General features: G+C 67.1%; 20 protein-coding genes. 6 read left to right on the forward strand and 14 right to left on the reverse strand.

The features are described 5' to 3' along the window. Positions 1-4 precede the first annotated feature (4 nt). The 4 genes from fliR to SPDO_RS06320 are packed head-to-tail and all read left to right on the forward strand — an operon-like array spanning position 5 to position 3863. A complete protein-coding gene (fliR, locus tag SPDO_RS06305; protein WP_088366625.1) occupies positions 5-778 on the forward strand; it encodes a flagellar biosynthetic protein FliR in 774 nt (257 codons plus the stop codon). Beyond that, positions 771-1904, forward strand: a complete 1134-nt coding sequence (locus tag SPDO_RS06310; RefSeq protein ID WP_088366626.1) for an EscU/YscU/HrcU family type III secretion system export apparatus switch protein — start codon at positions 771-773, stop codon at positions 1902-1904. Before fliR ends, SPDO_RS06310 begins: the two co-directional genes overlap by 8 nt. A 58-nt stretch (positions 1905-1962) precedes the next feature. Beyond that, positions 1963-3465 (forward strand): flagellar filament capping protein FliD, encoded by a 1503-nt coding sequence (gene fliD, locus SPDO_RS06315; protein ID WP_088366627.1) that lies wholly within the window; start codon positions 1963-1965, stop codon positions 3463-3465. Next, positions 3465-3863 carry a flagellar export chaperone FliS gene (locus tag SPDO_RS06320; RefSeq protein ID WP_088366628.1) on the forward strand — a complete coding sequence of 133 codons (399 nt, stop codon included), beginning with the start codon at positions 3465-3467 and terminating at the stop codon, positions 3861-3863. Before fliD ends, SPDO_RS06320 begins: the two co-directional genes overlap by 1 nt. A 10-nt stretch (positions 3864-3873) precedes the next feature. On the opposite strand, the gene SPDO_RS06325 is transcribed toward SPDO_RS06320, so the two are convergent. Genes SPDO_RS06325 through argH form a run of 5 tightly spaced genes read right to left on the reverse strand, consistent with a single transcriptional unit; the run spans position 3874 to position 8430 of the window. Beyond that, the gene (locus SPDO_RS06325) at positions 3874-4824 is read right to left on the reverse strand and encodes a CorA family divalent cation transporter (protein ID WP_088366629.1); all 951 of its coding nucleotides are present in this window, start codon (positions 4822-4824) and stop codon (positions 3874-3876) included. Continuing rightward, on the reverse strand, positions 4821-5570 hold the full coding sequence (locus SPDO_RS06330; protein WP_088367012.1) for a precorrin-2 dehydrogenase/sirohydrochlorin ferrochelatase family protein: 750 nt from the start codon (positions 5568-5570) through the stop codon (positions 4821-4823). The genes SPDO_RS06325 and SPDO_RS06330 overlap by 4 nt, the downstream gene beginning before the upstream one ends. Before the next feature lie 2 nt (positions 5571-5572). Continuing rightward, positions 5573-6829, reverse strand: coding sequence for a diaminopimelate decarboxylase (gene lysA, locus SPDO_RS06335; protein ID WP_088366630.1), 1257 nt, complete (start codon positions 6827-6829; stop codon positions 5573-5575). Positions 6830-6832: 3 nt separating this feature from the next. Further along, positions 6833-7066 (reverse strand): hypothetical protein, encoded by a 234-nt coding sequence (locus tag SPDO_RS06340; protein ID WP_088366631.1) that lies wholly within the window; start codon positions 7064-7066, stop codon positions 6833-6835. Continuing rightward, entirely contained in the window at positions 7063-8430 is a 1368-nt protein-coding gene (argH, locus tag SPDO_RS06345) for an argininosuccinate lyase (protein ID WP_088367013.1), read from the reverse strand. The genes SPDO_RS06340 and argH overlap by 4 nt, the downstream gene beginning before the upstream one ends. A 127-nt stretch (positions 8431-8557) precedes the next feature. Here argH and SPDO_RS06350 point away from each other — a divergent pair, with 127 nt between their 5' ends. Then, positions 8558-9043, forward strand: coding sequence for a TlpA family protein disulfide reductase (locus tag SPDO_RS06350; protein ID WP_342746658.1), 486 nt, complete (start codon positions 8558-8560; stop codon positions 9041-9043). Here the strand turns inward: SPDO_RS06350 and SPDO_RS06355 are convergent. The 4 genes from SPDO_RS06355 to SPDO_RS06370 form a co-directional block, all read right to left on the reverse strand. After that, positions 9040-9732: a tetratricopeptide repeat protein gene (locus SPDO_RS06355; protein WP_245829243.1), complete on the reverse strand. Its 693-nt coding sequence runs from the start codon at positions 9730-9732 to the stop codon at positions 9040-9042. The genes SPDO_RS06350 and SPDO_RS06355 overlap by 4 nt on opposite strands. A 32-nt stretch (positions 9733-9764) precedes the next feature. After that, positions 9765-12266: a TonB-dependent receptor gene (locus SPDO_RS06360; protein WP_088366634.1), complete on the reverse strand. Its 2502-nt coding sequence runs from the start codon at positions 12264-12266 to the stop codon at positions 9765-9767. Positions 12267-12398: 132 nt separating this feature from the next. After that, a complete protein-coding gene (locus SPDO_RS06365) occupies positions 12399-13448 on the reverse strand; it encodes a copper resistance protein B (protein ID WP_245829246.1) in 1050 nt (349 codons plus the stop codon). Then, complete coding sequence (locus tag SPDO_RS06370; protein WP_088366635.1) at positions 13445-15334, reverse strand: copper resistance system multicopper oxidase; 1890 nt, start codon at positions 15332-15334, stop codon at positions 13445-13447. The genes SPDO_RS06365 and SPDO_RS06370 overlap by 4 nt, the downstream gene beginning before the upstream one ends. Positions 15335-15630: 296 nt before the next feature. Between SPDO_RS06370 and SPDO_RS06375 the strand changes: the two genes are divergently transcribed. After that, positions 15631-16248 (forward strand): hypothetical protein, encoded by a 618-nt coding sequence (locus tag SPDO_RS06375; protein ID WP_088366636.1) that lies wholly within the window; start codon positions 15631-15633, stop codon positions 16246-16248. Here the strand turns inward: SPDO_RS06375 and queA are convergent. The 5 genes from queA to SPDO_RS17315 form a co-directional block, all read right to left on the reverse strand. After that, positions 16245-17270 (reverse strand): tRNA preQ1(34) S-adenosylmethionine ribosyltransferase-isomerase QueA, encoded by a 1026-nt coding sequence (queA, locus tag SPDO_RS06380; RefSeq protein WP_088366637.1) that lies wholly within the window; start codon positions 17268-17270, stop codon positions 16245-16247. The two genes, SPDO_RS06375 and queA, sit on opposite strands and share 4 nt — an antisense overlap. Before the next feature lie 258 nt (positions 17271-17528). After that, positions 17529-18218: a class I SAM-dependent methyltransferase gene (locus tag SPDO_RS06385; protein WP_088366638.1), complete on the reverse strand. Its 690-nt coding sequence runs from the start codon at positions 18216-18218 to the stop codon at positions 17529-17531. 872 nt (positions 18219-19090) lie between these two features. Beyond that, positions 19091-20029 carry an ROK family protein gene (locus SPDO_RS06390; protein WP_143559593.1) on the reverse strand — a complete coding sequence of 313 codons (939 nt, stop codon included), beginning with the start codon at positions 20027-20029 and terminating at the stop codon, positions 19091-19093. A gap of 28 nt (positions 20030-20057) precedes the next feature. After that, positions 20058-21191 (reverse strand): N-acetylglucosamine-6-phosphate deacetylase, encoded by a 1134-nt coding sequence (gene nagA, locus SPDO_RS06395; protein ID WP_088366640.1) that lies wholly within the window; start codon positions 21189-21191, stop codon positions 20058-20060. Further along, a complete protein-coding gene (locus SPDO_RS17315; protein WP_158212156.1) occupies positions 21188-22963 on the reverse strand; it encodes a copper homeostasis protein CutC in 1776 nt (591 codons plus the stop codon). Before SPDO_RS17315 ends, nagA begins: the two co-directional genes overlap by 4 nt. Positions 22964-22966 lie beyond the last annotated feature (3 nt).

A 22966-nucleotide genomic window follows, 5' to 3' on the forward strand; every position in this document is an offset into this window, starting at 1 on the left:
TACGATGCTGGGCTTCGGCCTCTCGATCGAGCCGCAATTATGGGCGCTCCTGTTCGTGATGGTGCGCGTGGGGGCGGCGTTCGTCGCCGCGCCCGTGTTCGGCAACGTCTCCGTGCCGCTTCAGGTGCGCGTGGTGCTGGCCGGCGCGATCGGCGTGCTGGTGCTCGGCATGCACGACATCACGCCCCCGCCGCAGGTGTTCGCGGTCGCGACCTTCCTGTCGATCGCCGCCGAGGCGCTGGTGGGCCTGGCGCTCGGCTTCATCCTCCAGATCGCCTTTGCCGCGCCGCTGATCGCCGGCGAGTTGATCGGCGGATCGATGGGGATCGGCTTTGCCAACATGATCGATCCGAACTCCGGGCGCTCGTCGCCCGCGATCGGCCAGTTCCTTTCGATCCTGCTGACGCTTTTGTTCCTGTCGATCGACGGGCACCTCGTACTCGTCGATACCGTCGCGCGCAGCTACACCGCGCTGCCGCCGGGCGCCGCCTGGATGGCGCCCGAGCAGCTGCGCGACATCGCGCTGTTCGGCGGCTACGCCTTTTTCGCCGGGCTGCTGCTCGCGCTCCCGGTCGGCTTTCTTTTACTCTGCCTTAATCTCGTGGTCGGTATGATCTCGCGGTCGGCACCGGCGCTGAATCTGTTCTCGATCGGTCTGCCGGCCAGCCTGGCGGTCGGCGTGATCGCGATGGCAGCAGCCTTCCCGGCGATGGGAGATTACATGCTGGTCGTCGTACGCGAGGGCCTGGAAGCGGCACGGAGCCTGGTACTTGGCTGACGAGTTCGGCGAAAAGACAGAAGCCCCGACACCCAAGCGTCTCAAGGACGCGCGGAAAAAGGGTGACGTTCTCAAATCGCGCGAGTTCGCGACCGCGCTGGTCGCGCTCGCCGGCGTGGCGTGGCTCGTCTTCTTCGGCCCGATGCTGATCGCCGCCTGCAAGGGCGTGATGGCCGAAAGCTTTCAGTTCACGCGCAGCGACGTGGAGGATTTCCAGCCGTTCCGCCCGCTGGCCGCCGCCGGGTGGAAGCTGCTTCCCGCATTCGGCACCCTGTTCGCGATCGTGATGGCGGCGGGCGTCGCCAGTTCGGCCGCGCTCGGCTCGCTTCAGTTCAACGCCGGGCTGCTCGCGCCCAAGGGCAATCGCATCAATCCCGCCTCCGGGCTGAAGCGCATCTTCGGCATGAACGGCTGGATCGAGCTCGGCAAATCCTTGCTGAAGGTGGCGCTGCTCGGCTCGATCGGCGCCTGGCTGCTGATGAGTTCGGCGCGCACCACGCTTGGCCTTGCGCGGGCGAACATCGAGGCCGCGGTCAGCGCGCTCGGCGGCACACTCACCACGTTGATGATCGTCATGTCGATGGGGCTGGTCGCGATCGCGATGATCGACGTGCCGCTGCAGATGTTCCAGCGCATGAAGAAGCTGCTCATGTCGAAGCAGGAGCAGAAGGACGAGCACAAGGAGAGCGAAGGCAATCCCGAGGTCAAGGCGCAGATCCGATCGCGCCAGCACGCCATGCTCTCGCGTTCCACGCGCCGTGCGGTGGGTGAGGCGCATGTGGTGCTGACCAACCCGACGCACTTCGCGGTTGCGCTGCGCTACGATCGCGGACGCGATCAGGTGCCGGTGGTGGTCGCCAAGGGGCGCGGCGCGACCGCGCTCGCCATTCGCGAGATCGCCGGCGACATGGCGGTGCCGATCCTCGAATACCCGATGCTCGCGCGTGCGATCTACTACACCAGCCGCGAGAACCAGGAGGTGCGCGACGATCTCTACATGGCGATCGCGACGGTGCTGGCGTTCGTCTTTGGGCTCAACGCGCAAATGGGCGGCAGCGCGCCGCTGCCCGCGGTCGACGTGCCGGTGGGCGCGCGCTTCGACGAAAACGGAGCGGCGCTGAATTAAGTGCCGCTTGCCGTGAGGGGCTAAATCTTCCGCAGCTTCGGTCGTTTCTATTCGTGTCATGACCGATGTTTCCAGCACCTCCGCGGCGGGTACGACCACCACCAGCGTCACCAAGTCCGCCGCGAGCGCGCTGCTCACCTCGCTCAACACCGGATCGGGCGTCGATACCGACGCGCTGGTGACCGGCCTCGTCCAGGCGCAGTTCGCGTCCAAGAACGCCGCACTCACCGCCAAGTCGGACAAGCTGACCGCGCAACTGTCGGGCGTTTCGACGCTGAAAAGCGCGATCACCGATTTCGCCGCCGCGCTCGATACGCTGGTGAAGGGCGGGACGCTCCAGTCGCAGCCGGTCAGCAGCAACGCGTCGGTGCTCACCGCCACGCCGATCTCGGGCGCGAAGCTGACGGGCATGACCGCCAGCATCCGCGTCGATCGGCTCGCAACCGCGCAAACGGCGGTGTCGGTCAACAGCGTCGCCAGCAAGAGCGAGGTGATCGGCTCGGGCACGTTCACGCTGAAGCTCGGCACGGCCAGCTACGATGCGGGCGGCGCGATGACCGGCATCACCGGCACCGATGCCGATGGCGACGGCGCCGAGGACACGATCGCGATCGACATCACCGATGGGTCGCTCACCAGCATCGCGGCCGCGATCAACAAGAAGCAGGCCGGCGTTACTGCCTCGGTCGTCACCGATGCCGATGGCCGCGCCTTTCTGTCGCTGCGCGGCGAGACCGGGTCGGCCAAGGCGTTTACGCTGGAGGCGACCAGCGATCCTTCAGGCACGCTGTCGCAGTTCAACGTCGGCCCGAACGCCGCCGGCATGAACGTCACCGGCAAGGCCGGCAACGCGGTGCTGTCGGTCGACGGCATCACCGTGGAGCGTGCGAGCAACAGCATCAGCGATCTGGTCGAGGGCGTGAAGCTGGACCTCACGGGCACTTCAACGACGCCCGTGTCGCTGTCCTCCTCAGTGCCGACCAAGGCACTGACCAGTGCGGTCGAGGATTTCGTCTACACATACAATCTGCTGCTGGGCGAATTGCAGAAGCAGACCGATCCGATCACCGGCGACCTGCGCGGCGACACCGGCGCGCAGAACATGATGCGCAGCCTGAAGGGACTGTCGCTGCGCGATCTGCTGCCGGGCGGCGCTGCGGATCAGCCGCGCACGCTGGCGCAGCTTGGCGTGCTGACGAACCGTGATGGGACGCTGTCGGTGAACAGCGCCACCTTGAGCAAGGCGATCGCCGATCATCCCGGTGCCATCGAGGCTATGTTCTCCAATTCGTCCGATGGCTCGGGCGTGCTTTCCGCGCTGAACTCGATCAAGCTGAATGCCACCAGCACGCTGTACGGGCTCGGCGCCTCGGCCACGCGGTACAATCAGGCCAAGAGCGACCTTACCGAACAGCAGGACCGGCTGACCACGCAGCAGGAGAAGATGACCACGCGGCTGACGCAGCAATTCGCGTCGATGAACGCGCGCGTGGCGGCGTACAAATCCACGCAGACGTTCATGGAAAACCAGATCAAGGCGTGGACGAACGGTAACAACTGATGGCGTACGCATCCGTCCTGTCGCGCGATCCTGCGCAGACGTACCGCCAGATCGACCTCGCCGGCCGTACCGCCAATGCGGACGGCCCGGCGCTGGTGCAATTGCTCTACGAGGAGCTGTGCCTCGCGCTGCGCGTCGCGGCCTGGGCGGCGGAGCACAAGAAATATGCCGTGAAGAGCGAGCGGGTGACCCGCGCCACCGCGATCCTCTTCGCGCTGGAGGCCAATCTCGATTTCGAACGGGGCGGCCCGGTCTCGACCACGCTGGCGCGCGTCTATGCGGGCGCGCGCAAGCAGGTGATCGACGCGAGCCTGGGCCAGGACGGCGCACCGTTCCGCCAGGTAGCGGATACGATCTCGGAAATCGCCGACGCGTGGAAAATGGCGCGCGCCGCCTGATCAGCCCGCGTCAGCGCAGCCAGTGGCGCGCGACGAACCATCCGGTGACGGCGACGGCGATCACGACGCACAAGCCGACGATCGCGTCGAACGCCCAGGGCGCGTCGGCCAGCCACAGGCCCTTCACGTTCATGCCATAGAGGCCGGTAATGAAGGTGAGCGGCAGGAACACCATGGCGGCGATCGAGATGATCAGGCCGCGCTGGTCGAGCTGCTCGGCGCGCAGGTCGGTCAGCGTTTCGTGGATCAGGCTGGCGCGCTCGCGGATCGCCTCCACCTCCTCCGCCATGCGCGCCGCGCGGTCGGCGGCAGCAGCAAGGTGCGCGCGGTCGTCCGCGCCGAGCCAGTCGCCGGGCAGGGCGGCAAGCTTTTCCAGTGCTGCCCGCTGCGGATTGAGAAAGCGGCGATAGTTGATCGCCTCCACGCGCACCTGTGTCACGCTGCGGCGAAGCGCGAAGGCGCGGGCGGCGTCGAGCTGTTGCTCGCAATCGTCGAGGCTGTCGCCGAGGTCGGCCACGACGGGGTCTAGATCGGCCGTTATCGCCCCGGCGAAGGCTGTGATGATGTCGCCGGGATCGCGGACGCGGCCGCTTTCCACCTCCCGTTTCACCGCGTCGATCGCCAGCAAATGCTTGCGCGTCACCGAAATAACGCGGCCCTTTTCCGCCCAGATGCGCACCGACGCGAGCATGTCGGACGGATCCAGCTCCTCCTCCGTCCGCCCGCGAAGGTTGACGAACGCCCCCTCATCAAAGGCATCGCACCGCGGCCGCGTTTCCTGTGCGGTCAGCGGATCGACGATGTAGTCGGGCAGCCCGGCTTCACCGCGCAGCCAGTTCTGCGCATGCTCGGCGGTCGTGGTCAGGTGCACCCAAACCATCCCCGCACCACCAGAAATCGCCCCCTTTACCGGAAGGCTTTTGGCGACTTGGTCGCTGATTTGAAAGGCGAAACCGGTCACGCCATTCTCACGTCGACAACCAGCCCCGACAGCCCGGCGGGTGGCGTGTCGCAGGCGATGCGATCGGCGTCGGCCCGCGCGCGGTTGAGGATCGCGGCAGGTACGTCGGCGGCATGCGTGACACAGTCGGCATTGGCGAGCAGCCGCGCCTGGCGCAGCGTGAGGTCGTCAGGGTCGCGGGAGTGCAAGGTCATCGAAACGACGTTACTCTCGGCAACGCCATCCTGTTCCGGCGGGGTGCCAAGCAGGCTGGCCGGCTGCAGAGGATCATAAGTGCCACCGGGCGCGAGCGCGGCGGCAATCGCCCGGCGTCGGGCACCCGCTTCAGGATAGCGCGCCCGCCACGCCGGACGCGCGGCAAATAGTGCGTCGGCGAGGCGGCCGAGGCTTGCGGGGAGCAGGGCCTCAAGCCGCTGCCGCAGCGCTGCGGCGAGGCCGGCCGAAGCGCCGCCGGTGCCGATCGCCACCAGCACCGGCGCGCGATCGACGATTGCCGGCAACGTGAAATCGCACAGCTCGGGGCGGTCCACCGCGTTCACCAGCACGCCGCGCGCCTTGAGCCGCGCGACCGCCGCGTCATCGTCCACGACGATGGCCAGCCGAGCCGCGCTCTCCCCGATATTCTCCCCGACAACGATCGCACCGGCGCGCTCCAGCAGCCGCCGCTTCGCATCGGCCGCTTCGCCGACGCCTACCAGGATCACGTGGCGGCCTTGCAGCCGCACGAAGATGGGCAGGCTGTGCAGGCTCACAGCCAGTCCGGCACGCGCTCCGCGGCGAGGATCGTCTCGGCGGCGATACGATCGGCAACCACGGCGTAGCGGTCGCCATCCACCAGAACCTCTGGCACCAGCGGGCGCGAATTGTAGGTCGACGCCATGGTGGCGCCATAAGCGCCGGCGGTGCGGAAGATCGCGAGGTCGCCGGACTTCACGGCATCGATCTCGCGGTCGCGCGCGAAGGTGTCGCCGGTTTCGCAGACCGGCCCGGCGATGCTGGCGACCATCCGCTCGCCGCTCGGCCGGACAGCCTGAAAATCGTGCCAGGCATCGTAAAGGGCAGGGCGGGCCAGGTCGTTCATTGCGGCGTCAACGATGACGTATGGGTTGGTGACGCCGGGCTTCACCCAGATCACCTCGGTCACCAACACGCCGGCATTACCCGCGATCACCCGGCCTGGCTCGAACATCAAGGTGACGTCCCAGTCGCGCGTCACGCGCGCCACCATGGCGCCGAAATCCGCCGGATCGGGCGGCACGTCGCCGGTCTTGTAGTTGACCCCGAGGCCTCCACCCAGATCGACGTGAGTGATCGTGTGCCCGGCCGCGCGCAGTTCCGCGACCAGCGCGCCAACCCGCGTATAGGCGGCTTCGAGCGGCGAAATGTCGAGCAGCTGGCTGCCGATGTGGATGGCGACGCCGCGCAGCTCCAGGCCGTCGAGCTGTGACAGGCGCGCGAAGATGCCGGCGGCTTCGTCGATCGGCACGCCGAACTTGTTTTCGCGCTTGCCGGTCGAGATCTTGGCGTGGGTGCCGGCGTCCACATCCGGGTTCACGCGCAGCACGGCGCGCGCCTTGGTGCCGCGGGCGGCGGCCAGTTGCGCCAGGACGACGCCTTCCTCTTCCAGCTCGATATTGAACTGTCCGATACCGGCTTCGATGCCCTTGGTCAGCTCGGCGCGCGTTTTGCCCACGCCCGAAAACACGATGTCGTGGGCGGGCATCCCAGCGGCCAGCGCGCGCGCCATTTCACCGCCGGAGACGACGTCCGCGCCATAGCCCTCGCGTGCCAGCACGTTCAGCACGGCGATATTCGGGTTCGCCTTGATCGCGTAGGCGAGATGCACGCGCCCCGCCGGTTTCAGCCCGTCGCGGAAGCGCTGTGCCTGGCGGCGCAACGTATTGGCCGAATAGACGTAAACAGGCGTTCCCACTTCCGCGGCGATGCGGGACAGGGGAACGGCTTCACAGTGAAGCTCGCCGTTGACGAGTGCGAAATGGTCCATTGATTACCTTGGCGGGAGGTCGAATTCGTCGCTGCGCCGCTCCTCGGAGTTGCGGAGCAGTTCGTCGCTGCGGCCCGGACGGGCCTGCGGCTCTGCCTGAAGCAGGTCGCTTGGGGTCGGCGTCGCGGTGGCGCCATAAGGCGCAACCGGCAGTTGCTTGCCCTCAGCTGGCTTAAGCTCGCGCGAGGCGCCGCAGCCGGCCAGCAGCAGACCGAGCAGGAGGACGGCGGCCTTCACGACAGCGCCTCGCGCGCTTCGCGGATGGCGGCGCGCACATTGTCGGGGGCGGTGCCGCCGAAGCTGGTGCGGCTGGCGACCGAAGCATCCACCGAAAGCACGTCAAACACCCGCGCGTCGATCCGGCTGTCGATCGCGACCAGGTCGCCGATCGGCAATTCGTCCAGACGCACACCGGCCGCTTCTGCGCGGGAAACGGCCTTTCCGGTGATATGATGAGCCTCGCGGAAGGGCACCCCGGCCTCGCGCACCAGCCAGTCGGCCAGATCGGTCGCGGTCGAAAAGCCGCTCTGCGCCAGGCCGCGCATCCGGTCGGTGCGGAAGGTCGCGCTTTCCACCATGCCGGTCATCGCGGCGAGGCACAGGCCGAGCAGGTCGTGGCATTCGAAGACCGGCGGCTTGTCATCCTGCATGTCCTTCGAATAGGCGAGCGGCAGCCCCTTCATCGTCACCATCAGGCTGACAAGGCAGCCGGTGATCCGGCCGGCATGGCCGCGGACCAGCTCGGCCGCGTCGGGATTGCGCTTTTGCGGCATGATCGAGCTGCCGGTCGACCATTGATCGCTCAACGACACAAAGCCGAACGGCTGCGAGGCCCAGAGAACGAACTCCTCGGCCAGCCGTGACAGGTGCAGCGCGCATTGCGCGGCGCAGGTGAGATATTCGATTGCGAAATCCCGGTCGGATACCGCATCGAGCGAGTTGCGCGTCGGCCCGTCGAAGCCGAGCGCGGCCGCGGTGGCGTGGCGGTCGACGGGAAAGCCGGTGCCGGCTAGCGCGGCCGAGCCGAGCGGCGACAGGTTCATGCGGGCGCGCGCGTCGGTGAAGCGGCCAACGTCGCGGCGCGCCATTTCGACATAGGCCATCAGGTGGTGGCCAAGCGTCACGGGCTGCGCCGATTGCAGGTGCGTAAAGCCGGGCATCACGCTGTCGGCATGCTCTTCCGCGCGGGCAAGCAGCGCCTTCTGCAACGCGACCAGGGCGGCAACGCTCTCGTCGATCGCGTCGCGCACCCAAAGGCGGAAGTCGGTGGCGACCTGGTCGTTGCGGCTGCGCGCCGTGTGCAGGCGGCCGGCGACCGGCCCGATCGCCTCGGCGAGCCGCGCCTCGGTCTGCATGTGGATGTCTTCGAGCGTCAGATCTTCGGCGACGCCGTTCGCCTCGTAATGCGCGGCGACCTGTTCCAGCCCACGCGCGATTGCGGCAGCGTCGTCGCGGTCGACGATGCCCTGCTCGGCCAGCATCGCGACATGCGCCTGGCTGCCGCGCAGGTCCTGCCGCCACATTCGCTTGTCGAAGGGGATGGAGGCATTTATCTCGCGCATCACCGCGGCCGGGCCTTCGGCAAACCGACCGCCCCACATCTGGTTGGAATCGCTCATGCCATCGCGCTCGGGAACCGTCTTTCTCCTTGCGGCCGCACTGACGGCCGCGGCTTGCGATAGGCAAACGCCTGCGCCGGAGCAAGCAAACGTCGCAGCGCCCGATGAGGTGACGTCGGACGAGGTCACTCCGGGGGCGGGCAACGCGGCGACGCCCGCCGGCAAGGTCGACCGATCGCACAAGGGGGAGGCCGCGCCGGACGTGTCCTTCTACGATCCGGCGGGCAAGAAGATCACGCTTGCCGCGTTTCGCGGCCAGCCGACGCTCGTGAACCTGTGGGCGACGTGGTGCGCACCTTGCATCAAGGAGATGCCGAGCCTGGATGCGGCGGCCGAGGCCATGAAGGGCAAGGTGCGCGTGGTTGCGATCAGCCAGGACATGCAGCGCGAAAAGGTCGCGCCGTTCTTCGCCGAGCGCAAGCTTGCGAATCTCGCGCCCTATGTCGACCCTGATCTTGGCCTCAGCCTGTCGTACAAGGTGAACCTGCCGACCACGATCATGCTGGACGCCGAGGGGCGCGAGCTCTGGCGGGTGAGCGGGGCGATGGAGTGGAACGGCGCGGAGGCCAAGGCGCTGATGGCGGAAGCGGTCTAAGGCACCACTTCGCAATCTGCCGTTTCGACATGCAGCACCTCGGCTAGGGCGGGGTGGGGAGAGGTGGCGAGCCAGGCCGCAGCCTTGCGGCGAAATGCCGGTGTGGCACTTTGGGCGCATTGCGCTAGCCACGCGCGCGCCTCGTCCAGGCAGTCCGCCGCGATCAGCATGCGGGCGTGGTTGAAGGCACCGCGGAAGTCACCGCCGGCTGCCGCGCGGGCGTAGCATTCGGCGGCCTTGGCCATGTCTCGCGCGATCACCCATCCGTCCTCGTGGAAGCTGCCGACATAGTTGATCGCCTTGGCATTGCCGAGCGCGGCGGCCCGTTCAAACCAGCCGAGCGCGGCAGCCTTGTCCTCCGCGACGCCTTCGCCGAGCGTCAGCGCCGTGGCGTAATTGTACATGCCCCAGTCGAGTCCGCGCTCGGCCGCCAGGCGAAAGCATTCGGCGGCGCGGTCCTTGTCGATCGCCACGCCCCAGCCCTGATCGTAGCAGCGGCCTACCATGTTGAGCGCCATGAGGTGCCCCTGCGTCGCCGCCTTGTTGAACCAGGCAAAGCCCGCCGATGCCTTGCCCGCGTCGAGCAGCATCTGCGCCCACACCGCCTGGGCGTCCGCCACGCCCTGTTCGGCGCCCGTGCGGATAAGCGCCGCCCGCTCCTCCGGCGAACCGGAGAGGCGGGCGCGCACCTCGTCGGGCGACAGCTGGTCGAGGCGGTCGGTCAGAACTTCACGCCCAGCGTGGCAAAGGCGGTGCGGCCAGGGGCGATGCTGGCGTAATGCGCGGTGAACGCCTGCGGGAAATAGACCTTGTCGGTCAGGTTCTGCACGTTGACGCTGAGGTCGATGTGTTCGTTGATCGCGTAACCGAGCCGGGCATCGAAGCGCCAGTAATCGGGCACCGTCACGACGCGGACGCGGGTGGCCGGCGTCACCGTCACGGCGCCGGCCGCATCCTGCGTCGCGCGGCGGTTATCGGAATAGCCGCCAAAGACACGGCTCATGTAGAAAGCGCCGCCGCCGATCGACAATCCTTCGACGGGCGTGACGTTCGCCCACATGGTGAAGCTGTCCCGCGCGGTTTGCGGCGCCTGCCGCCCGGTGCTGGCCGAGGGAACAAGCACCCGCTGCGCCGGCTGGAGCGTGACGCCGCCCGCGGTGATCGCCGGTGCGGTAAGTGCGGTGAAGCCGGCGTCGACGATCTTCGGATCGAGATGCGTGTAGCCGCCAAAGAGCGACAACCATGGCGTGACGTTGCCGTTGAAGCTGAATTCGACGCCGCGGATGCGGCGCTTGCCGATGAACTGCACGGTATCGTCCGGACCGGTCACGCGCGCGTTGCTGGTGTCGGTCTGGAATGCGGCGACCGAGAGGGCGAGCTGTTCGTTGAACAGATCGGCCTTGGCGCCGACTTCGTACGACTTGGTCTTTTCCACCTTCAGACTGTCGAGCAGCGCGACATTGGCCGGCGTGAAGGTGGTCGGCAGTGCGTTCGGCTCCTGCCCCTCGCCGAGCAGGCTGTTGGGCGGCGTCGCGGCGGTGGCGTAGCTGGCATAGAGCGAGGTATTGCGGCTCGGCTTGAAGATCAGCCCGGCCTGCCAGTTGAACAGCTTGTCATTGCGGTCGACGGTGAAGGTGTCCGGAGCGGTGGCGGGCTGGCCGGGCGTCAGCTTCGAGGTGAAATCGTCATAGCGTGCGCCGAGGTTCAGGATCAGCGCTGGCGTGATCGTGATCGAATCGAAGGCATAGGCCGACATCGTACGGGCGGCATTCTGCGTTTGCGTGCTGAACGGGTTCTTGGCGATCGGGGTGGCGACGCTCGAGGCGTCGCTTGCGTAATTGATCCAGGGATCGTTCGGATTGGGATCGAACAGGCTGGTGCAGTTGAACCGGGCGAGCGCATCGGGTGTGCAGCGCGGCGACAGCGTGGAGCCATTCGCCACCGCATAGGTGCCGCGCCGCGCCTTTTCCCAGCTGAACTCGACGCCGGCCGCGATGCTGTGCTTGATTGCGCCCGTCGAGAACATGCCGAACAGATCGGTCTGGTTGCTCAGCCCCTCGACATAGCCGTGCCGCGTGTTGCTGCGGCGCCAGACCAGCCCGCCGGCCGTCGTCGGCGAGGCAGGGTTGGTGCCGAACACGTTGCCCTGCTGATCGTCGGGCTGCGTCAGCACATATTCCTGGCGATTGTGGCTGAAGCGCGAGGTGTTGCGCAGCGTCAGGCCGCCGAAATCGTGCTCGACGCGCATGCTGGCCTGGTTTGTGACGGTATCGCGAAAGTCGCGGCTCTTCAGGCCGTAGAAGGCGTCGCGCTTCACCGTGCCGGTTACGCCCGCGATGGTGGTGACGCGGCCGATCGCCGGCTCGACATAGATCTCGCCCGTGCCCGGCAGATTGTTGACCGTGTAGAGGTACGGGATGCCGGCGTCGGGCAGCTCATGCGTTTCGAGATAGTAATAGGACAGGGTCAGCCGCGTGTCGCTTTCGAGCCCGATGGTGATCGAGGGCGCAACGCCCCAGCGGCGCGACCAGATGGCGTCGCGACCGGCGACATCCTGATCGTGCCACATGCCGGCGACACGCACGCCGATGCCGTTGCCGAGATACTGGTTCACGTCGACTGCGGCGTGCTTGTAGTCGGCATTGCCGATGCTGGCGCTGGCGCGAACGAAGTCGGTCGTTTGCGGTGACTTGGTGATGATGTTGATCGAGCCGCCGGCGCTGCCGCGCCCGCCGAGCGTCGAATCCGACCCGCGAACGATCTGCACCTGCTCGACCGCGAAGGTGTCACGGGTCTGCGCGGCCAGATCGCGGACGCCATCGACGAAGGTCGAACCCTGGCTATCGAAGCCGCGAATGAAGGGGCGATCGCCGACCGGATTGCCGCCCTCGGCCGCGCCAAAGGTGATGCCGGGCACGGTGCGCAGCGCATCGGCCAGCGTGGTTGATCCGGTCTGCTCGATCACGTCCTTGGGCAGAACGACTACCGAGCGCGGCGTGTTGACGAGCGGGGCGATCGCCTTGGCGCCTTGCAGCTCGCTACGTTCGCGCTGGCCGTTCACCAAAATGTCATTGCGCTCGTCGTCGCTCTGGTTGGCGGCGGTGCGATCCTGCGGGGTCGACGATCCTGATGGCGTCTCGGCAGCGGCGGGCGCGGTGGCGAGAAAACCGACGCACGATATCGCCAGGAATGATGCCGCCCGCGGCGCTGAAGACACTGTCATGGAACCCCCAAGTCCTTGTTGAGGGTGACGGCTAATGAGAACGATTATCAGAGTCAATCTCTAATGAGAATCGATCGCGATACGCCTTATCTCAGTCGTTAGGCGTTGACCGTGAGCATTTTTGCTAACTGCTTAGAACCAGACGCGGATACCGGCGACGACGCCGAAGCCACCGGCGTCATCTCCAACCGAGCGCGCATAACGGGCAGTGCCGCCGAGCTGGCGCTCCCACGACATGCCCACATAGGGGGCGAACTCTCGCGCGATTTCGTAGCGCAGCCGCAGGCCAAGCTCGGCATCGGTCACGCCGCTGCCGAGCTGGCGGACGGGGACGCGCTGGGCGGACAGGTTGATCTCTGCGCGCGGTTGGAGAACGAGGCGTTGGGTGATCCGCTGGTCGTAATAGCCTTCGATCCGCGCCAAAAGCTCACCCTTGTTGGACAGGAACAGCGCGCCTTCGACGTCGAACCAATAGGGGGCAAGGCCCTCGACGCCGACGGTGGCGTAGGTGCGGTCGGGGCCAGTGGCGATATCCTGACGGACGCCGGCCTGCAGGTTGAAATACGGGCCGATCGCGCGGCTGTAGAGCGCCTGGACCTCGGCATCGGTGCTGCCGCCGAAGGCCCCGTCGCCCTCGGTCTTGAGCGTCAGGCGATTGATGTCGCCGCCATACCAGAAGGCGCCGTCCCAGCGGTAGCGGTCGCGGCCACCGCGCAGCTGCACCTCCGCCAGATCGAGCATGACCTGCGAAAAAGCCATGCCGCCATGCTCGCGGCGCATGGTGGCGCGAGCCGCGGCCATCGCGTCGTGGCCCCAGATGCGATCGGCGTAGGTCGGCTGAACGCTGCCGGGTGAGGGCGGAGTGACGGCAGGCGGGAAGGGGGAAGCGGGGTGAGGGCCGGCCGCGTTCGGCATCGTTCCGGCGGGTTTCGGCGTGCAATGGCCCATGGCCGCATGCTCGGGCGGGCAAGCGGGATCGGCCGGGCTCGGCGCATCCATCGCGCCGGCGTGATGCGCATGCGCTGAAGAGTCCGGAGCATCGGTCGGCTGCGGAGGATGGTGCTCGGGCGGCGTAGCGTCAGCAGCCGGCGCTTGATGCTGCATGTGCTCGCCGTGACGCTGCGGGGGGCTTGGCGCGTCGCCGGTGGTCAGGGCTGCCGCGAGGAGGGCGAGCGCGATCATGCGGCGGCCTCACCAGCGGGACGGACGGAGACGACCTGCATCATCCCGGCATGCATGTGGTAGAGCAGATGGCAGTGAAACGCCCAATCGCCCACCGCATCGGCGGTCAGATCAAAGGTGGCGGTGCCGCCGGGCTGCACCTGAATCGTGTGCTTGCGCGGGGCGTGATCGCCATGGCCGGTGACCAGCTCGAAGTAATGGCCGTGCAGGTGGATCGGGTGACCCATCATGGTGTCGTTCACCAGGGTGACGCGAACCCGCTCGTTCTGGCTGAACGCGATCGGGGCGGTCACCTCGCTAAGCTTCTCGCCGTCGAACGCCCACATATAGCGTTCCATGTTGCCGGTCAGGTGGATGCGCAGCTCGCGGCTGGGCGCGCGCGTGTCGGGATTGCGCGTCACGGCCTTCAGATCGGTATACACCAGAACGCGATGGGGCACGCCCTCCAGTCCCTGACCGCGATCACCCATGCGGTCCATCGGCATGGGCGAAATGGTCTGCACCGTTGGCGTCTTCTTTACTTCGGGCGCGTTCGAGAAGTCGCGCATCGCATGATCCATCGCACCCGCGGCATGGCCTGCGCCGCCTGCTGGAACGGCGCCCGCATCGGGTGCGCCGGGGAGGGTGCAATGCCCCATGGCGGCGTGTTCGGGCGCACAGGCGGGAGCCGGCGCGGGAGCGGGAGATGCATGAGTCATCGCGCCGTGATCCATGCCCGCGTGCATTTCGCCGTGACCGGGCATGGTCGTCCCGCCGTCACCGTGATCCATCGCGCCCATGCCCATGTCCTTCATGTCGGCGAGCGGGCGTTTGCGCAGCGCCGGCACGGGCGCGACCATGCCGGCGCGTGGGGCGAGCGTCGCACGGGCCATGCCGGAACGATCGACGCTTTCGCCGACGATGGTATAGGCGCGGTCGTCTGGCGGCTGCACGATGACGTCATAGGTTTCGGCAACCGCGATCTGCATTTCGTCCACTGTCACCGGCTGGACGGGAAGACCGTCGGCCTCGACCACCGTTAGCCTCAGGCCGGGGATACGCAGGTTGAAGGTCGTCATCGCCGAAGCGTTGATCAGCCGCAGCCGTACCCGCTCGCCCGGCTGAAAGAGCCCGGTCCAATTGTTGCGCGGGCCATGGCCGTTGACCAGATAGGTGTAGGTGCTGGCGGTCACGTCCGCGACGTCGGCCGGGTCCATGCGCATCGCGCCCCAGCGGGTGCGCTCGGCGGCGGGCTGGTCCTTGCCCGCGAGCAGCCCGGCGAGCGTCTGCTTCTGATAATTGAAATAGCCGCCCTGCTGCTTCAGCTTTTTGAAGATCAGGTGCGGGTGCATCGGGCTGTGATCGGACAGGACGATCACATGCTCGCGATCCGACGCGACCGGATCGGCGCCGGCGGGGTCGATCACGATCGGCCCATAGTGGCCCATCTGCTCCTGCAGCCCCGAATGGCTGTGATACCAATAGGTGCCCGACTGGCGGATCGGAAATTCATAGGTGAAGGTGGAGCGCGGCTTGATCCCGGGAAAGCTGATGCCGGGCACGCCATCCATGTGGAACGGCAGGATCAGCCCGTGCCAGTGGATCGAGGTATCCTCGTCTAGCGTGTTTTCGACATGGAGGCGGACGTTCTGTCCCTCGCGCAGCCGGATCAGTGGCGCGGGCACGGTGCCGTTGATGCCGATGGCGTGACTGGTACGGCCGTCGATCATCATCATCTGGTGCGCGACTCGCAAGGTGATGTCAGCGCCCGAAACCGTCGGCAGCGGTCGGATCACCCCGGGCGATACCGACTGCGCCCATGCCGGCATGTACGCCGACAAGGCCAGGCCGCCACCGGCGAGGCCGGCGCCGTGCAGCAGCTGACGACGATCGAAAACGCGAGACATTACAGGTCCTTGATTAGCGCTGCGGTGGATCGTTGCGCCTACCACTAAGTCAGGGCCGGCACGCGGTAGCCGAATTATCTGGCCAAGATAAGTTCTGCGCGTCGCCATTCCAGCGGCTTGCGAGGGCGACTGACAGATGGAGCGAGCGCGCGTGGTGCGCCGTCGTTCCCGCGCCATGACCGGGCAATTGCATCAGCAACGGATCAGACGTTCTCTCACCTCCCCCTTTCGGGTGATGCCGGATGCGGTTGTTCTGGCGACCGCTTCCGCTGGAACTGACGAAAAGGGGTGGGAACATGCGGACGATCACCATCATCGCGGCGGGACTGGCGCTTTCGGCGTGCGCAACCGGGCCGTACGAATGGAAATACGGCCAGGACAAGATCGTGCCCGGCCAGTTCAGCATGACCAACACGGACAAGAACGGCACCGTGCTGACCTGGCCGTCGCATGCCGTCGCCGCCATCGTCTATCCGAGCGGCGACGCGGCCTGCATCCAGAGCGCGCAAAGCTCAAAGGCGCGAAACATGTCGGGCGGCGCGGGGATTTCGGCGCTGCTCAAATCGGGGCAGAGCGTCGATGCGAAGACGGCGCAGGCGATCACCGAGGCGGTATCCTCGCTGCAGGACCGCAACGACGTTGCCACGTTCCTTGACGTGGCCTTGTTCCAGATTTGCGCCATTTCGAAGAACAAGAGCTTTTCAAAGGATCAGACCGCCGCGCTGATCCAGCAGGCGCTGGTGACGGCGGCGGACATTGCCAAGGCGCGGCCGAACTATGCGGTCACCAAAAGCGACGTGGTGCAGGCCGGCGACGCTGCCGCCGTTCCGCCGACGGTAGCAGCACCGACCGTCCCGCCGGCGACCGTGCCGATCCCGTCGGCACCAGATGCAGGCCCCGAGAGCGCCCCCTAGGGAAGCAGCAAGGAGGCGTCGCCGTACGAATAGAAGCGGTATTCGCTTTGAACGGCGTGGGCGTAGGCGGCCTGCATCCGATCCAGCCCCATCAGCGCCGACACCAGCATGAACAAGGTGGAGCGCGGCAGGTGGAAATTGGTGAGCAGGCCGTCGATGCCGCGAAAGCGGTAGCCGGGGGTGATGAAGATCGACGTGTCGCCCTCGAACGGGCGTACCACGCGGTCCTCGCCAGCAGCGCTTTCGATCAGCCGCAACGAGGTGGTGCCGACCGCGATGATCCGTCCACCGTCGCGGCGCACGGCGTTCAGCCGATCGGCGGTCGCCTGATCGATGCGGCCCCATTCGGCGTGCATCTGGTGATCGTCGGTGTCGGCCGCCTTGACGGGGAGGAACGTGCCCGCGCCGACGTGCAGCGTCAGCGTCGCATGGCCGATGCCGGCCGCATCGAGTGCCGCCATCAGCGCGGGCGTGAAATGGAGCGCGGCGGTCGGCGCAGCCACCGCGCCGGCCTCACGCGCGAACATCGTCTGGTAATCCTGCGCGTCGCGCGCATCGAGCGGGCGCTTGGCGGCGATATAGGGCGGCAGCGGCATGCGCCCGGCGCGCTCCAGCAGCAGTTCGACCGGCTCGTCACCGGCGAAATCGAGCGCGAAGCTGCCGTCTTCCGCGCGATCGGACGCGATCGCCATGACGCCCGCGCCGAAATCGATCGGATCGCCGTCGCGCAGCCGCTTGGCATTGCGGATAAAGGCGCGCCAGCGCCGCGGCCCTTCGCGCTTGTGCAGTGTGGCACCGATCTTCGCCGCGCCGCGCGTACCCTCGAGCTGCGCCGGGATAACGCGGGTGTCGTTGAAGACCAGAAGGTCGCCGGGGCGCAGCGCATCCGGCAGATCCGCCACCGTGCGGTCGCGGGTACCGTCGCTATCGAGCACGAGCAGGCGCGCCGCATCGCGCGGAGCGGCGGGGCGCAGCGCGATGCGCGCGGGCGGTAGATCGAAATCGAACTGATCGACGTTCATGAAACAAGTCCGGCAGTCACAGGGAAAGGCCACGAGGGGGAGGCGGAGCGTCCTTTTCCTCCAGGGCCAGCAGCCCGGCATGGCCGCGCGGCACCTCTTTTGCGATCATCGCCGGTCGGGGCAAGGGGCTAGTTCGCCGCGCCAGCGATGTTTGCGCCGTGTCGCCAAAGCCCTGCCGCTTCAGCTCCCGCCGCTTTCCTGCTTCACGTGCCGTAAAGAAGGTGGTGCCGGTTACGGCACTCGAACTCGGGGGTGTGCTTAAGCGGCGCTCTGTGCCGCTATAAGCTCGGGCAGCACGTCCGCCAGTTGTGCGATGTTCAACTCGCGCCGATGGATTATCATGTCGGCAAATTCGAGGCGCGCGATTGCCTCGACGCTACGCGGGTTGGAGGTTGAGATGCGCTGCGACTTCCAAACGATCGTTTGGCCGTGGTTATCCTCAAGCGTCGCGTAGCTATACTGGGGAAAATAGTCGCGAATGAAATAGACCAGCCGGAAGACATCGCCCATCCAGGCGCGATTGTCCGGCTCCGTAGCTCGGCGCACACGCGCGCTCAAACCTTGGTCGGGTAGGGATGCCGCATACGTGCTCGGCATCGTATCGTCGATTAGGATGACCCCGCCCGGCTTTAGCAATCCAAGCGCGTTATTGAAGTCTCGCAGCGTTTGATCGAAGGTGTGCAGCCCATCCAGAAAGATGACGTCAAAGGCTTCGTTCGCTCCCTCACTGCAGAAATACTCGTCGCTCGGGATCTGATGATAGTCGCTGTTGGCGTTCTCAGGTTGTTGCCGGGCAGCATCGACATCGAACCGGAAGACGGGATCGACAGCGACCTTCCGAGCAGCATGCGTTTGATGGAAGGTGATGCCGTTTTGGACGCCGATCTCGAGATAGCAAGGCGACTCGTACAGGTCGAGCAGCGCTTGAACTACTTTGAACCGTCGCATGGCGTTCCTTTGGCTGCGGAAGGCCCATCGCTACCCGCCGCGAAACGCTGCCGTCAATGGCAGCCATGCCTCCCCTGTGCGGCGCAACCGCCGGCTGGGGCTGCAGCGCTCAAAAAGCAGAGCGCTCGGCCTTCATGGCTTGGGTTCCTTTGTTTGAAAGGGATCAAAGGCGGATCGTTGATGACGGCGGAGCGAGCGCTCGATGTGTGCCGCGTGCCGATCGGCCCATTCAAGACTGCACCAAGGTCCGCAAGTCGCCCACGACTACGCTGCGACTTACGGCAGCCACGACGGATCTGAAGATGATGCCTTTCGCGCGGGGCGTCGCCTGAGCTGCAAGCAGCGCGTTGGTCGGCACTGATCATCGGAAGTATAGCAGGAGCGGACCGGCTGCACTCGCTTGTAGCCGCCTGGGGTCAGCACACGTTGAGCACAGCCAGAAGTAAGTGGTGCGGCGACGCTTTGGCGCGATTTGCCGTGGCTATCGGGAAAGACTGGCCACAGCCGCTCGATCGCCGGCCTCTCCTTCGAAGTGCTGGAGAGAAGGTGGTGCCGCTTACAGGAATCAATCCTGTGACCCCCGTATGACGAACGAAGCGCCTATCTAGGCTTTGTGCGGTTTAGCAGCTTCAACGCGGGCGTAAGAGGTATTTGATTTCGGCAGTTTTTCGTGCTCGGCTTCGCGGTTCACCGGAATCGCACCACCTCAACCGAACACTTGCTTTACGGCGGCCAAAGGCAGCAAACTATTTAGCCTTTGCCCTCCTGCTCCGGGCCGAGCAGAGTAATCCATGGTTGATGTCGATCCCCACGTTGCACGAGGTGCCGGTACCCCTTGTCGCGACGCGAATCAGAGCCGGGGACACGATGCCTCAGCCCTCCGTTGGCTCCTCCGCCATCAGCGACAAACAAAGGCCGGAGCCGAGCGCCGCGCCTAGCAGGCCGGCACGGTCACGCAGCCGCGTGCATACCACGACCGGCTCGCTCGGCCGCGTCAGCATGCCGGTGCGCACGCGCCGGTCGATCAGCCCGATCAGCGGCGCGCAATTGGACAGGCCTCCGCCAATCGGCACGATCGTCGCGGGAAAGCTGTTCAGGAACATGGCGATTGGCCCGGCGAGCAACCGCGTATAATAGTCGATGGTCGCCGTGCAGGCCGCGTCACCAGCGATCCAGCCGTCCGTAATCTCGACACTGGTGGCCCGCGCCTGGTGTAGAAAGGCGTGCAGCCTTTCCATGCCGCGCGCGCCGCCGACCGTGTCCAGGCAACCCCGCCGGCCACAGCCGCACGCGAACACGGGCACGCTGCCGGGCGCGATCGGCGAATCGACCAGCACCTCGCCATGTCCCCATTCGCCCCCGATGCCGTGCGCGTCGACCACCACGGCACCATCGTCGATTACCCCGCCGCCGACCCCGGTACCCAGGATGATCCCGAACACGCGGCGATGGCCGCGCCCGGCGCCCAGCGTCGCTTCCGCCAGCGCGAAGGCGTCGGCATCGTTGATGATCGAGACAGGCCGGCCGAGCGCCGCGCCGAAATCGTCGAAGCGCCGGCCGTGAACGCTAGGCGTGTTGGAACTGGCGATGGTGCCACTGGCCGGATCGACGACCCCGGCGAGCGACAGGCACACCGGCGCGTACGGATCGATGCGGGCGGCATGGCGATCCAGCGCGTCGCGGAACAGGGCGACGAGCGCCGGCCAGTCCGCGACGGGCGTGGGATGGCGCTGTCGATCGTGGATCCCTCCATGTGCGTCGATCACCCCCATGTCGACGAACGATCCGCCAATATCGGCGCAAAGCCTCACAAACCCTCTCCTTGAACAGCGCCGTGCGTCATGCCGCGGCAAGCGGCACGCCGCCGATCCAGGTACCGCGAGGCGCTAGCGCGGCGTCCAGCCACGCCAGGTCCGCCCGCGCGCCCGGCTGCAACGGGCCGCGATCATCCAGCGAAAGGAAGGCGGCCGGCGCCGTTGCCGCCATGGCGGCGGCTTCGACGACGCTCACGCCCGTCATGGTGACGGCGTTACGGACTGCGGTCGCCATGTCGAGCGCCGACCCCGCCAGCGTGCCATCCTCCTCCACGCACACGCCGCCGACGATGCGGATCGTCTTGCCTTGCAGCACGAAATGGTCGGCGTCGGTGCCGACAGTCGACATGGCATCGGTCACCAGCATGAAGCGGTCGTGTGGTCGCGCGGCGAGTGCCACGCGCAGTGCCGCCGGCGCGACATGCCGCCCATCGACGATCAGCCCGGCAAACACTTCCTGGTTCTCCAGCGTCGCGCCGACCACGCCCGGTTCCCGGTGGTGCAGCGGCGACATGGCATTGTAGAGGTGGGTGACGCCGGTGATCCCTGCGGCAAAGCCTGCGCGCATCGTCTCGTAATCGGCGTCGGTATGCCCCGCCGACACGATGACCCCCGCGGCGACCAGCGCGCGGATGTCGGCGGGCGAGCACATTTCGGGTGCCAGCGTCACCATCGTGCGGCCGTGTTTCAGGCTGCCGAGCAGGCGGATCGCGTCGGCGTTCAGGCGCACGAAGCGGGTCTCGTCATGCGTGCCCTTGCGCGCGGGGTTGAGGAACGGTCCTTCGATGTGGATGCCGACAACGCCCGGCACTCCCGCGGCGATAGCCTGCTCGGTCGCGCGCATCGCCATGTCGACCCGGTCCAGTGTGTCGGAAATCAGCGTCGGCAGAAAAGCGGTAGTGCCGAACCGGGCATGCGCTGCACCGATGCGCGCGATGGTCGCAACGCTCGGGTCGTCGTTGAACAGCACGCCGCCACCGCCGTTCACCTGCGTGTCGACGAAGCCTGGCAGCAGCCACCCGCCGGCAAGATCGATCACCCGGTCGGCTGCGCCGTCCAGCCGCGCGACGACCCGGTCGCCCGCCACATGCAGGTGATCCGACGTGCGCCCGTTACCCAGCACCACCGTGCCGTTCCGGAAGAGGAGGGTCGCGGTCATCGTGTCTCGGTCACTTTCTTCAGGTGCGGCGGCGCGTCGGGATCGACCCCGCGCGCCACGGCCAGCGCGTTCACGAACCGGTAGAAGCTTTGTACCATCAGGATCGGTTCCAGAACCGGGTCGGCTGCGATCGCCGGCAGCATGCCGTTACCACGCGCATCGCTCACCAGCGCAAGTGCGCCGCGATCGGCGAATTGCGTACTAGCGGCGCGCACGTCGTCGCCGGTCGGGTCGGATGTCGCGAAGCCCAGCACCGGGAAGCCGCGCCCGACGATCGCCATCGGGCCATGACGCACCTCGGCCGCGGAAAAGGCCTCGGCATGCAGGCCACAGGTTTCCTTGAACTTCAGCGCCGCCTCCTGCGCGATGCCGAAACTGTGTCCCCGGCCGAGTACGAAGAGGTTTCGGGCCGCCAGCAATGGGGGCAGAGCGGCGCTCCAGTCGAGATCGAATGCCTTCGCCATGCTGGCGGGCAGGGTCTCCAGCGCCGCCGTCAGCGCCGCGTTCCCGCGCCATGCCGCGGCCAGCGCGACCTGCACCGCTAGCGACGCGATATAGGATTTGGTCGCCGCAACGGATCGCTCGGGTCCGGCGCACAGCGGCAGCACGGCGTCGGCCAGTCCCGCCAATGGCGATCCTTCGTCGTTGACCAGCGCGACCAAGAACGCGCCCGCCTTCTGGTGCGCGGCGGCGGCGGCGAGCAGGTCAGGGCTTTGTCCCGATTGCGAGATGGCAAGGCACAAGGCACCATCGGTCCGCAGCGGCGCGTCATAGACGGAGGCGATCGACGGCGCGGCGGATGCGACCGGCACGCCGACCTGTGTCTCGAACAGGTATTTGCCGAAGGTCGCCGCATGGTCGGACGATCCGCGTGCGCAAGTGACGATAAAGGGGGGCGGCCGATCGCGCAGGCGCGCGGCGACCTGCGCGATCGCGGTGCGGTTGCGCGCCAGCATCTGCGCCACCACCGCCGGCGCCTCGCCGGCCTCGCGGTGCATCAGCGTTGTGGCGGGATCGCGCGGTTCGGCGGGTCGGGCGGTAGGGGGGGCGGGCGGCCGTTGCAGCGCACGGCGCAGCGCGGCGACCTCGGCAGCGTCGGTGACGCGCGCCAATGCCGTTTCGAACCCCATCTCCACACCCTTTCCGGACGGCGCGCGCGGCTTGGAGGCGGAGGCGTGCACCGCGGCAACGCCGGTGCGCGCGACCAGCGTGGCGACGTTGGCGGCGCGCACCCCGCTTCCCGCCATGATCTCGACTCGATTGCCCGCCTCCCGCCGCATCGCGGAGATCGTGGCCTCGCCCTCGCGCGCGGTCGGGGCGCCGCCGGCGGTAAGGATGGTGCGGATGCCCAGCCGTGCCGCGATCGCCACCGCCGCGACCGGATCAACCAACAGGTCCACCGCACGGTGCAGCGTCACGTCAAGGTCGGCAGCCCGCGCCACCAGCTGCTCCAATAGCGGCACGTCCAGTTGGCAGTCCGGGGTCAGCGCGCCGATCACCACGCCGCTCAGCCCCGCGTCGCGCGCCGCATCCACGTCGCGCAGCATCGCCGCGCGCTCCGCAGCGTCGTAGTGAAAGTCGCCTTCCCGCGGGCGGATCATCGCGCGTACCGGTACCGGACAATCGAGCGCCAGCGCCATAAGCCCTGGGCTCGGCGTCAGCCCGCCGAGCGACAATGCGGCGCACAGCTCAATCCGGTCAGCGCCGCCGGCCACCGCATCGTGCAGGCCGCCCGGGCTGTCGACGCAGATTTCGATCAACGTGTCGACCATCGG

It is taken from the genome of Sphingomonas dokdonensis (assembly GCF_002197685.1).
In the GTDB taxonomy this organism is placed as follows: Bacteria; Pseudomonadota; Alphaproteobacteria; order Sphingomonadales; family Sphingomonadaceae; genus Sphingomonas; species Sphingomonas dokdonensis.

Bases quoted from the DNA above. Each gene is read 5' to 3' on its own strand.
- fliR (WP_088366625.1), top strand. From the start codon at position 5: ATGCTGGGCTTCGGCCTCTCGATCGAGCCGCAATTATGGGCGCTCCTG.
- fliD (WP_088366627.1), top strand. From the start codon at position 1,963: ATGACCGATGTTTCCAGCACCTCCGCGGCGGGTACGACCACCACCAGC.
- SPDO_RS06320 (WP_088366628.1), top strand. From the start codon at position 3,465: ATGGCGTACGCATCCGTCCTGTCGCGCGATCCTGCGCAGACGTACCGC.
- lysA (WP_088366630.1), bottom strand. From the start codon at position 6,829: ATGGACCATTTCGCACTCGTCAACGGCGAGCTTCACTGTGAAGCCGTT.
- argH (WP_088367013.1), bottom strand. From the start codon at position 8,430: ATGTGGGGCGGTCGGTTTGCCGAAGGCCCGGCCGCGGTGATGCGCGAG.
- SPDO_RS06360 (WP_088366634.1), bottom strand. From the start codon at position 12,266: ATGACAGTGTCTTCAGCGCCGCGGGCGGCATCATTCCTGGCGATATCG.
- SPDO_RS06365 (WP_245829246.1), bottom strand. From the start codon at position 13,448: ATGATCGCGCTCGCCCTCCTCGCGGCAGCCCTGACCACCGGCGACGCG.
- SPDO_RS06370 (WP_088366635.1), bottom strand. From the start codon at position 15,334: ATGTCTCGCGTTTTCGATCGTCGTCAGCTGCTGCACGGCGCCGGCCTC.
- SPDO_RS06375 (WP_088366636.1), top strand. From the start codon at position 15,631: ATGCGGACGATCACCATCATCGCGGCGGGACTGGCGCTTTCGGCGTGC.
- queA (WP_088366637.1), bottom strand. From the start codon at position 17,270: ATGAACGTCGATCAGTTCGATTTCGATCTACCGCCCGCGCGCATCGCG.
- SPDO_RS06385 (WP_088366638.1), bottom strand. From the start codon at position 18,218: ATGCGACGGTTCAAAGTAGTTCAAGCGCTGCTCGACCTGTACGAGTCG.
- nagA (WP_088366640.1), bottom strand. From the start codon at position 21,191: ATGACCGCGACCCTCCTCTTCCGGAACGGCACGGTGGTGCTGGGTAAC.
- SPDO_RS17315 (WP_158212156.1), bottom strand. From the start codon at position 22,963: ATGGTCGACACGTTGATCGAAATCTGCGTCGACAGCCCGGGCGGCCTG.